8 protein-coding genes are annotated in these 10,338 nt (G+C 51.9%); 3 read left to right on the top strand and 5 right to left on the bottom strand.

Annotated elements, in window-relative coordinates; all coding sequences use genetic code 11:
* Positions 1-453: 453 nt before the first annotated feature.
* The 3 genes from RYZ59_RS18950 to nhaB all read right to left on the bottom strand — a co-directional run bounded on the left by RYZ59_RS18950 (position 454) and on the right by nhaB (position 3,121).
* Entirely contained in the window at positions 454-795 is a 342-nt protein-coding gene (locus tag RYZ59_RS18950; protein WP_016153372.1) for a DUF1971 domain-containing protein, read from the bottom strand.
* Between the two features lie 109 nt (positions 796-904).
* Positions 905-1,435: a disulfide bond formation protein DsbB gene (dsbB, locus tag RYZ59_RS18945; protein WP_005122248.1), complete on the bottom strand. Its 531-nt coding sequence runs from the start codon at positions 1,433-1,435 to the stop codon at positions 905-907.
* A gap of 141 nt (positions 1,436-1,576) precedes the next feature.
* Positions 1,577-3,121 (bottom strand): Na(+)/H(+) antiporter NhaB, encoded by a 1,545-nt coding sequence (gene nhaB / locus RYZ59_RS18940; protein ID WP_202038453.1) that lies wholly within the window; start codon positions 3,119-3,121, stop codon positions 1,577-1,579.
* A 236-nt stretch (positions 3,122-3,357) separates the two neighbouring features.
* Here nhaB and fadR point away from each other — a divergent pair, with 236 nt between their 5' ends.
* On the top strand, positions 3,358-4,077 hold the full coding sequence (gene fadR, locus RYZ59_RS18935) for a fatty acid metabolism transcriptional regulator FadR (protein WP_005122254.1): 720 nt from the start codon (positions 3,358-3,360) through the stop codon (positions 4,075-4,077).
* Between the two features lie 102 nt (positions 4,078-4,179).
* Here the strand turns inward: fadR and RYZ59_RS18930 are convergent, their stop codons facing one another.
* Positions 4,180-5,712 carry a SpoVR family protein gene (locus RYZ59_RS18930; RefSeq protein ID WP_048211425.1) on the bottom strand — a complete coding sequence of 511 codons (1,533 nt, stop codon included), beginning with the start codon at positions 5,710-5,712 and terminating at the stop codon, positions 4,180-4,182.
* Between the two features lie 322 nt (positions 5,713-6,034).
* Between RYZ59_RS18930 and RYZ59_RS18925 the strand changes: the two genes are divergently transcribed.
* Positions 6,035-7,333: a D-amino acid dehydrogenase gene (locus RYZ59_RS18925; RefSeq protein ID WP_318050093.1), complete on the top strand. Its 1,299-nt coding sequence runs from the start codon at positions 6,035-6,037 to the stop codon at positions 7,331-7,333.
* A 12-nt stretch (positions 7,334-7,345) separates the two neighbouring features.
* On the top strand, positions 7,346-8,416 hold the full coding sequence (gene dadX / locus RYZ59_RS18920; RefSeq protein WP_318050092.1) for a catabolic alanine racemase DadX: 1,071 nt from the start codon (positions 7,346-7,348) through the stop codon (positions 8,414-8,416).
* 102 nt (positions 8,417-8,518) lie between these two features.
* Here the strand turns inward: dadX and RYZ59_RS18915 are convergent, their stop codons facing one another.
* Entirely contained in the window at positions 8,519-10,252 is a 1,734-nt protein-coding gene (locus RYZ59_RS18915) for a potassium/proton antiporter (protein ID WP_040232328.1), read from the bottom strand.
* Positions 10,253-10,338: the final 86 nt, after the last annotated feature.

Raw genomic sequence — 10,338 nt, 5'->3', positions numbered from 1 at the left:
GCTGATAGAAACAGAAGCCACTGGAGCACCTCAAAAACACCATCATACACTAAATCAGTAAGTTGGCAGCATCACCCACTTCTTGATATAGGAGTATTCCTTGATTAGCGACAATAGGTGATGTGATCAGGGATAGCAGAAATTTATCAGAGCCAATAAATACAGATTTGGAAGTTTTTAATTGAGACAAAAGATGGATGCACAAAGCTTTGCATCGGTTTGCAAGGCTTTGCATGTTTTTCGAAGATGGGTGTGTGATGTGGCATGGATGGGGCAAAAAATTAGCGCAAAACAACTCAAAACCTCGGAAGGTGGTGATTCGTCTTGCGCTAACACTCTGCTTTACGACTGCTTTCTGCTCACTTCGACGCACTATAAATTAATAGTGCCGCCTATTCTGAACAAACCTTCATGGGCGGACTAAGCCGCCCATCGATTAACAGGCGTTAAGGATTAAGACTTTTTCGCCTGATACATCTCATCACTATGGTTGTCATCTTCAACCCAGAAATTAATGTTGAACTGCGCATCGTCGCTTAATTCAACGCGATGCCAGTACTGCGGTGGGCTGGTCGCGAACTGTCCGGCATTAATGACCACTTTTACTTCAGGTTCTTTTGCGTCTTCATTGGCAAAGCCGTAATACGTTACAGTGCCTTCCATCACGCAGAGTTGTCCAAAAACGCCCGCTGCTGTGTTGTGGTGAGAAAGCAGAGCGGCCGGGACATTGTCTTTCGTAAAGAAGGGAGTAGAGCGTTTAACTTTCCAGTTTGCCGGGATGCGTAAATGGGACATAAGACATCTCCTTTGTGGGGTATCTATAAGATGCATTTAATATACATTTTATAGATACCCGCAGGCAATGACATTATGGCAAACAGAACGCTCCCGAAGGAGCGTTCTGTTAGCGACCGAAGAGGTCACGTTTTTTCGGTTTAAAGGGCTGGGCAATCAGCACCAACACGGCAACGACCAGATAGGCGGCAAAAATCCCCAACAGCCATTGCGGCATCTCCAGGGTTAAAAATGACCACTGACGCTCAGCGCAGTCACCGGAAGCCATAAATACCTGCGGCAGCCATTTATCCAGCGGTAACCAACTCGGGAAGCGCGCGGCAAAATCACAGGTCATGAACGGTGATGGGTGCAGCTGAATCATCGTGTGTTCATACGCTAACTGAAGTCCGCGCCAGGCGCTGTAAATCCAGATAAGCATCGCCACATAACGCAGCGGCGTTTTTGGGGCGATGGCGCCCACCAGACCAGCACCCATCACGCCAAATAATGCGCTACGTTCGTAAATACACAACACGCAAGGTTTAAGCAGCATGACATGCTGGAACCACAAGGCAACAAGTTCCAACGCCAGGGCGGTGAGCGCCAGCAATAACCATGCTCCACGCCCACGGGAGCACTGGTTTAAAAATCGCAACATAATAATTTCCCTGCAACATGCGTAGAGACCGCAGTTTAAACCAATTCAATTTATGCGCCACTAGCGGCAATTGAAATATTGTGTAATCGGATAATTATCATGCAAAAAGTCAAACCGGGCAGTGATTTACCCGGTTTATTGTTATGAAAGTGTAGCTAACCAGCCTGTTTGCATCATCCATTCGGTCACGGGGACCAGCGTGAACTCTACGCACAACAGACCCACCAGCGTCAGGACGATCGTATACGGCAATGCCATCCACACCATACGGCCGTAGGAGAGGCGAATCAGTGGTGCCAGTGCGGAGGTTAGCAGGAACAAGAATGCCGCCTGACCATTTGGCGTCGCTACGGAAGGCAGGTTGGTTCCGGTATTAATCGCCACCGCTAACAGTTCATATTGATTCAGGCTAATCGTCCCGTGCTCCAGCGCCGCTTTCGCTTCGTTGATGTAAATGGTGCCAACAAAGACGTTGTCTGAAATTGACGACAGCAGGCCGTTGAAAAGATAGAACAGGGTCAGCTGTGCATGTTCAGAAGACTGCAAAACAAACTGAATAATCGGCGCAAAGAGTTGCTGATCGATAATCACCGCAACCACGGAGAAAAATACGGTAAGCAGCGCGGTGAAGGGCAGCGATTCGGTGAAGGCTTTACCAATAGCGTGTTCGTCAGTGACACCGGTTAACGACGTCGCCAGAATAATCACCGAGAGGCCAATTAATCCGACTTCTGCCAGATGCAGCGCGAGGGCGACGACCAGCCATACGCCGATAACAGCCTGAATAATCAGCTTGATTTTATCCTGGCGGGTACGTTGTTGACGGCTTTCATCGTCAAACTGTTGCAGAACGCCACGGACCGCTTCCGGTAATGTTTCTCCGTAGCCAAACCAACGTAACTTTTCAACCAGCAGGCAGGTGAGCAGACCGCAAATCAACACCGGAACGGTGACCGGTGACATGCGCAGGAAAAAATCACCAAAATGCCAGCCAGCCGCTTTGGCGATAATCAGGTTCTGCGGTTCGCCAACCATGGTCATCACACCGCCTAACGCGGTGCCGACTCCCGCGTGCATCATCAGGCTACGCAGAAAACCACGGAACTGCTCGAGTACGGCTTTATTGTGCTGGTCGATATGGCTGTCATCCAGCAAATTGTTATCTTCCGGACGGGACGAGGCGACGCGATGGTAGATGCCGTAAAAACCGACCGCCACGCTGATCACAACTGCGACCACGGTCAATGCGTCGAGGAACGCAGAAAGGAAGGCTGCGGCAACACAAAAGGCCAGCGACAGCAGCATCTTGGAGCGAATACTGAGCAGCAGTCGGGTAAAAATAAACAGCAGCAGTTGCTTCATAAAGTAGATGCCCGCCACCATAAACATCAGCAGCAAGAGCACTTCAAGGTTGGCGGCAACTTCTTCACGAACATGTGCGGCGCTGGTCATGCCGATGACGACAGCTTCGATGGCTAACAGCCCGCCGGGCAGTAGTGGGTAGCATTTTAACGCCATCGCCAGCGTGAAAATGAACTCGGCCACCAGCAACCAACCGGCGATAAAAGGGTTGATGAAAAAAATAATCGGGTTAACGACTAAGAAGACAAGCAGTGCAAGTTTGTACCAGTCTGGTGATTGACCTAAAAAATTGCGCCACATCGCGCGGCCCCATGATAGCTCCATGGTGATTTCCCTACCTTTAAAAATGAAATCATGTTTTTATGTTTGACCGCAAAGCTTAGCGGGAGGTGGGAGTACAGGCAAGCTATTCACGAGACTGGCAAGGTTGGCTGTACTGTAGCGTTATTTGGAAAATGAAGCCTTGATCCACTTTTTCTTCATTGCGTCAGCTATCAGCTAAGATACCCATCTGGTATGATGTGTATAACTATGTTTTGCTGTGTAATGGAATTTTTACTATGGTCATTAAGGCGCAAAGCCCGGCTGGGTTCGCGGAAGAGTACATCATTGAGAGTATCTGGAATAACCGCTTCCCACCTGGCACTATTTTGCCCGCTGAACGTGAACTCTCCGAACTTATTGGAGTAACACGTACCACGTTACGCGAAGTATTGCAGCGTCTGGCGCGGGACGGCTGGTTGACCATTCAACACGGCAAACCGACGAAAGTGAATAACTTCTGGGAAACCTCCGGACTGAATATTCTGGAAACGTTGGCGCGTCTCGATCACGAAAGCGTTCCGCAGTTGATTGATAATCTGCTGTCTGTGCGTACCAACATCTCGACGATCTTTATTCGCACCGCATTCCGCCAGCATCCTGATAAAGCCCAGGACGTTTTGGCCACGGCGAATCAGGTTGCTGACCATGCTGATGCGTTTGCCGATCTGGACTACAACATTTTCCGCGGTCTGGCATTTGCGTCGGGCAATCCGATTTACGGTTTGATCCTCAACGGCATGAAAGGACTTTATACGCGTATTGGCCGTCATTACTTTGCCAACCCGGAAGCGCGTGGCCTGGCGCTTAACTTCTACCGTAAGCTGTCAGAGCTGTGTGAGCAGGGCGCTCATGATTTGGTCTATGAAACGGTGCGCCGTTATGGTCACGACAGTGGCGAGATTTGGCACCGTATGCAGAAGAATTTACCGGGCGATTTAGCTATTCAGGGACGCTAATCGCGCAATGCCGGATGGTGACGCCAAAGCGTCTTATCCGGCCTACAATGCGTCTGCGTCATAGGCCGGATAAGGTGTTTACACCGCCTCCGGCAATCAGCTTTACAGGCCGTTCATCCTTGGCGGGCAACGCTCCAGCAGCTCAACGCTGCCGTCCTCATTTTGCTGCTCCAGCATCACATCAAATCCCCACAGCCGATGAACATGCTTCAACACTTCTTTGCGTCCTTTATCCAACGGCGCGCGGTTATGTGGGATGTAACGCAAGGTCAGTGAACGGTCGCCGCGTAGATCGACATTCCAGATTTGAATATTCGGCTCCAGGTTGCTCAGGTTATATTGCGATGACAGCCTGTTACGGATCTCGCGATACCCCTCCTCATTGTGAATCGCTGAAATTTCCAGGTAATTATGGCGGTCATCATCCAGCACCGTGAACAGGCGGAAATCGCGCATCACTTTCGGTGACAGGAACTGGCTGATAAAGCTCTCATCTTTAAAATCACGCATCGCGAAATGCAGCGTTTCCAGCCAGTCGGAACCCGCAATATTGGGGAACCAGTATTTGTCCTCCTCGGTGGGCGACTGACAAATACGTTTGATATCCTGGAACATAGCAAAACCCAGCGCATAAGGGTTTATCCCGCTATACCATGGACTGTTATACGGTGGCTGGAATACCACGTTGGTATGGCTATGCAGAAACTCCAGCATAAAGCGCTCGGTGACTTTGCCTTCATCATAAAGATGATTGAGGATAGTGTAGTGCCAGAAGGTTGCCCATCCTTCGTTCATAACCTGAGTCTGTTTCTGCGGATAAAAATACTGGCTCACCTTACGCACAATACGCAGGACCTCTCGCTGCCAGGACTCAAGCAGTGGGGCGTTTTTCTCCATAAAATACAGCAGGTTTTCCTGCGGCTCAGAAGGATAACGCCGTGCGGTAGAGATGGTCTTCTCTTCCTCTTTCTTTGGCAACGTACGCCACAACATATTCACCTGACTTTGCAGATACTCCTCACGGCTTTTCTGCCGGGCCTTCTCTTCCTGTAGTGAGATTTTTTGCGGGCGTTTATAGCGGTCAACGCCGTAATTCATCAGCGCATGGCAGGAGTCGAGGAGTTTCTCAACTTCATCAACACCGTAACGCTCTTCACACTGGGTAATGTAGTTTCGTGCGAAGATCAGGTAATCGACGATGGAGCTGGCGTCCGTCCAACTGCGGAACAGGTAGTTATTCTTGAAGAACGAGTTATGTCCATAGCAGGCATGCGCCATGACCAGTGCCTGCATGGTGATGGTGTTCTCTTCCATCAGGTACGCGATACATGGGTTGGAGTTAATAACAATCTCATAGGCCAGTCCTTGCTGACCGTGCTTGTACAAGCGTTCGGTTTCAATAAATTTTTTACCAAACGACCAGTGCGGATAGTTGATTGGCATCCCGACGCTGGAGTAGGCATCCATCATTTGCTCAGAGGTGATCACCTCGATTTGGTGCGGGTAGGTATCCAGCCTGTAGAGTTTCGCCACGCGGTCTATCTCTGCCAGATAGACATCCAGCAGATCAAACGTCCAGTCGGGTCCATCGCTTAACCGTGTGCTGTCCTTGTTCATGGAATCAATCGTAGCCATTCGCGCACCCTCATTGTTGGCGGCACTCTCTGTCTGGAGTACCTCATTTCAAGCATAGATCATGGTGTTAAAAAGCGTGCTGCAGGAGAAATTTTTTCTTTGCGATTTCACGTCAGCGAAGCGTCGAAAAACGGCGAGGTAACAAAATTTTATGCTGGATAAAATTTACGCGCAGCAGGAGATGCCAAAGCAGAGACTTCCCTGCAATCACTGCTATGTGTGAGATACATCACCATAAAAAAGCCATATGTTGAATAATATTTTCAACTGAGTTATCAAGATGTAATTAGAAGATTGTTCTTTTACTGTTAACGGAGTGGCTATGCGAGTTGTCATACTGGGAAGTGGCGTCGTTGGCGTGACCAGCGCCTGGTATTTAAGTCAGGCTGGACACGATGTCACCGTCATCGATCGTGAGCCGGGTCCGGCACTGGAAACCAGTGCGGCTAACGCCGGGCAAATCTCTCCTGGTTATGCCGCGCCGTGGGCGGCGCCAGGCGTACCGCTAAAAGCGATTAAATGGATGTTTCAGCGCCACGCCCCGTTGGCTGTACGCCTCGACGGCACGCAGTTCCAACTGAAGTGGATGTGGCAAATGCTGCGTAACTGCGACACCAGCCACTACATGGAAAACAAAGGGCGCATGGTGCGTCTGGCGGAATACAGCCGTGATTGTCTGAAGGCGCTGCGAGCCACCACGGGGATCGAGTATGAGGGTCGTCAGGGCGGTACGTTACAACTGTTTAGAACCGCTCAACAGTATGAGAACGCCACGCGTGATATTGCCGTGCTGGAAGATGCCGGTGTGCCGTACCAACTTCTGGAGGCAAATCGTCTGGCGGAAGTCGAACCTGCGCTGGCAGAGGTCGCGCACAAACTGACAGGGGGATTACGGTTGCCGAATGACGAAACCGGTGACTGTCAGCTGTTTACCCAGCGTCTGGCGCAAATGGCCGAGCAGGCGGGGGTAAAATTCCGTTTTAACACTCCCGTCGATAAGCTATTCAGCGAAGGCGAGCAAATTTATGGCGTCCAGTGTGGCGACGAAGTTATCAAAGCCGATGCCTATGTTATGGCCTTTGGCTCGTACTCCACGGCGATGCTCAAAGGGATCGTTGATATTCCGGTGTATCCGCTTAAGGGCTACTCATTAACCATTCCGGTGGCAGAAGATGATGGTGCGCCGGTTTCCACTATTCTTGATGAAACCTACAAAATCGCCATTACCCGTTTTGATGAGCGTATTCGTGTTGGCGGTATGGCAGAGATTGTTGGTTTTAATACCGAGCTACTACAACCACGTCGTGAAACGCTGGAGATGGTGGTGCGCGATCTCTTTCCACGCGGCGGTCATGTTGAACAAGCCACCTTCTGGACCGGGCTGCGTCCGATGACACCAGACGGAACGCCAGTGGTGGGGCGTACCCGCTTTAAGAATCTGCTGCTCAATACGGGTCATGGCACATTGGGTTGGACAATGGCCTGTGGATCGGGTCAGTTACTGAGCGATATTCTCTCTGGTCGCACGCCAGCCATACCTTATGACGATCTGAGCGTGGCGCGTTACAGTCCGGGATTTACCCCGTCTCGCCCGCGGCATTTACACGGTGTACATAACTAATAAGGACGCGAGATGACCCGCCCGATACTGACCAGCATTGACCTGCAGGCGTTGAAACAAAATCTGACCATTACGCGTCAGGCTGCGCCGGACTCCCGCGTCTGGTCGGTGGTGAAAGCCAATGCCTACGGACACGGTATAGAACGTGTCTGGAATGCTCTGGGAACGACCGATGGTTTCGCTATGCTCAATCTCGAGGAGGCGATCACCCTGCGGGAGCGGGGATGGAAAGGACCGATTTTAATGCTGGAGGGTTTTTTCCATGCCGAAGACCTGACGGTGTATGACACATATCGTCTGACCACCTGTGTCCACAGTAACTGGCAGCTCAAAGCGTTGCAAAATGCCCGCCTGAACGCGCCGCTGGATATTTACCTGAAGGTGAATAGCGGCATGAACCGGCTGGGTTTCTTACCAGAGCGAGTAGCGACCGTCTGGCAACAGTTGCGGGCAATGCCTAACGTGGGTGAGATGACGCTGATGTCGCATTTTGCTGATGCTGAACATCCGGATGGCATCAAGGACGCGATGGCGCGTATTGCGCAGGCAACGGAAGGGCTGGAGTGTCGACGTTCGCTGTCGAATTCGGCTGCGACGCTGTGGCACCCACAAGCGCATTATGACTGGGTTCGTCCGGGTATTATTCTGTACGGCGCGTCGCCGTCGGGACAATGGCGGGATATTGCCAACACCGGACTTAAGCCAGTGATGACGCTGAGCAGTGAGATTATCGGCGTGCAAACGCTGAAAGCGGGTGATCGGGTGGGTTACGGCGGTCGTTACACTGCCAGCGGTGAACAGCGCATAGGGATTGTGGCGACAGGCTATGCCGATGGTTATCCGCGCCATGCGCCAAGTGGGACACCGGTGCTGGTGGACGGTGTACGGACCGGGACGGTCGGCACGGTATCCATGGATATGCTGGCGGTAGACCTGACTCCATGCCCACAGGCGGGGATAGGAACGCCTGTGGAACTGTGGGGCAAAGAGATTAAAATTGACGATGTGGCGACAGCGGCGGGCACGGTGGGCTATGAATTAATGTGCTCGCTGGCGCTGCGCGTGCCGGTAGTGACGGTGTAACTTTTGTCGGATTGCCTGATGGCGCGCAGTTTTCAGGCCTACAGAAGCAGTACATTTGTAGGCCGGGTAAGGCGCAGCCGTCACCCGGCCAAAACAACTGCGTTATTCATCCTCATCTTCTGCCACGCGGACACCCACTTTCAGCACGGCATTATCCTCTTTCTCGGCGACCGTCCAGATCATACCGGCAAATTCCACCTGGTCACCGACGACCGGCGCAGCACCCAACAGCTGCTGAACAATTTCCCCCAGCGTTTGCTGCTTATCGCGATACCCGGTGCCATCTTCCAGACCATAAATCAGAGCCACATCGGCATATTTCGCGCTGGCTTCGAGAATAAAATCACCAAAGAAACGCTGATCTAACGACACTGGCGGCGACTGGCTGAACAGCTTGCCTAAGGCGGGCAGGTCGCGTTCGCGGCCAATGACGCACAGCACATCGCCTTCACGCAGGCGGGTACTGCCTGAGGGGTGAAACAGCACGTTGTCACGAAACAGTGCGGCAATACGCGTTTCCTCTGGCATATGCAGGTCACGCAATGCGGCCCCTACGCACCATTTATCGGCACTCAACTGGTAAACGAACTGCTCCCAGGGATTATCCGGGTGAATATCAAGACCAATGCGCGACACCGGCCAGCCAACGGGAGGTACCACGACTTTGGCTTTTTTGGCGGCCCACGACAGCGACGTTCCCTGGAACAGCAGCGAGATCAGTACCACAAAGAATGCGACGTTAAAGAACAAACGCGCATTTTCCAGACCCGCCATCATCGGGAAGACGGCAAGGATAATGGGTACCGCGCCGCGCAAGCCAACCCAGCTAATGAAAATGCGCTCGCGCAGATTGAAACCACGAAATGGCAGCAATCCGGCGAACACCGACAACGGACGCGCGAAGAAAATCATCCAGGCGGACAAAATCAGCGCCGGAATCGCAATAGGCAACAGGTCAGACGGCGTCACCAGCAATCCCAGCACCAGGAACATGGCAATTTGCGCCAGCCAGGCCAGTCCGTCAAAGTTTTGCAGAATACCGAATCGGTTGCGGATGGGGCGATTACCCAGCAGGAAACCACACAGATAAACCGCCAGAATACCGCTGCCTTCAAGCGCGGTAGTCAGGGCAAAAATGAGGATACCGCCGCTTAAGGCCAGCAGCGGATACAGCCCGGCAGGCAGAGAAATACGGTTAATCATCTGCTGGAGCAGGTATCCACCGCCGAGACCGATAGCGATACCTAAGCCAAACTGCTGGATAATATGCACGGCGAACATCCAGCTTAAACCGGTCTCGTGATTCTGGATCATTTCGATAAGTGTAATGGTCAGAAATACGGCCATTGGGTCATTACTACCTGACTCAATTTCCAGCGTCGAACCCACACGTTCGTTCAGCCCTTTACCGCCGAGCAGGGAAAATACTGCTGCGGCATCGGTTGAACCGACAATCGCGCCAATCAGCAGCCCTTCGATGAGATCCAGATGAAACAGCCATGCCGCCATCATGCCGGTTAAACCAGAGGTAATCAGCACGCCCACGGTCGCCAGCGATAATGCCGGGCCTAGCGCAACACGAAAGGAGCTGGCCTGAGTTCGCATCCCGCCGTCAAGCAGGATCACGGCCAACGCCAGGTTACTGACCATGTAGGCAAACGGGTAGTTATCAAAAGGAATGCCGCCAACACCGTCCACGCCCGCTAACATGCCAATAGCGAGGAAAATCACCAGAATCGGGATACCAAGACGTGATGAGAATGAACTAAGCAAGATACTGCAGGTGACGAGAACGGAACCCAAAATAAAAAGGCTAATGATTGCTGCGGCATCCAACGTTCGGTTACTCCTGAATTACGCTGTTTCGTATTAATAAACCCTAACATAATAACGACAGAAACAGCGTTTTACTTAGCCCTGAG

Origin of the sequence: Citrobacter sp. HN-141, assembly GCF_033341895.1 — a bacterium.
Classification (GTDB): Bacteria; Pseudomonadota; Gammaproteobacteria; order Enterobacterales; family Enterobacteriaceae; genus Citrobacter.
This window is presented reverse-complemented; position numbering and strand designations above follow the sequence as displayed.

Coding starts and splice junctions, on each gene's coding strand:
- dadX (WP_318050092.1), top strand. CDS start 7,346: ATGACCCGCCCGATACTGACCAGCATTGACCTGCAGGCGTTGAAACAA.
- nhaB (WP_202038453.1), bottom strand. CDS start 3,121: ATGGAGCTATCATGGGGCCGCGCGATGTGGCGCAATTTTTTAGGTCAA.
- RYZ59_RS18930 (WP_048211425.1), bottom strand. CDS start 5,712: ATGGCTACGATTGATTCCATGAACAAGGACAGCACACGGTTAAGCGAT.
- dsbB (WP_005122248.1), bottom strand. CDS start 1,435: ATGTTGCGATTTTTAAACCAGTGCTCCCGTGGGCGTGGAGCATGGTTA.
- RYZ59_RS18925 (WP_318050093.1), top strand. CDS start 6,035: ATGCGAGTTGTCATACTGGGAAGTGGCGTCGTTGGCGTGACCAGCGCC.
- RYZ59_RS18950 (WP_016153372.1), bottom strand. CDS start 795: ATGTCCCATTTACGCATCCCGGCAAACTGGAAAGTTAAACGCTCTACT.
- fadR (WP_005122254.1), top strand. CDS start 3,358: ATGGTCATTAAGGCGCAAAGCCCGGCTGGGTTCGCGGAAGAGTACATC.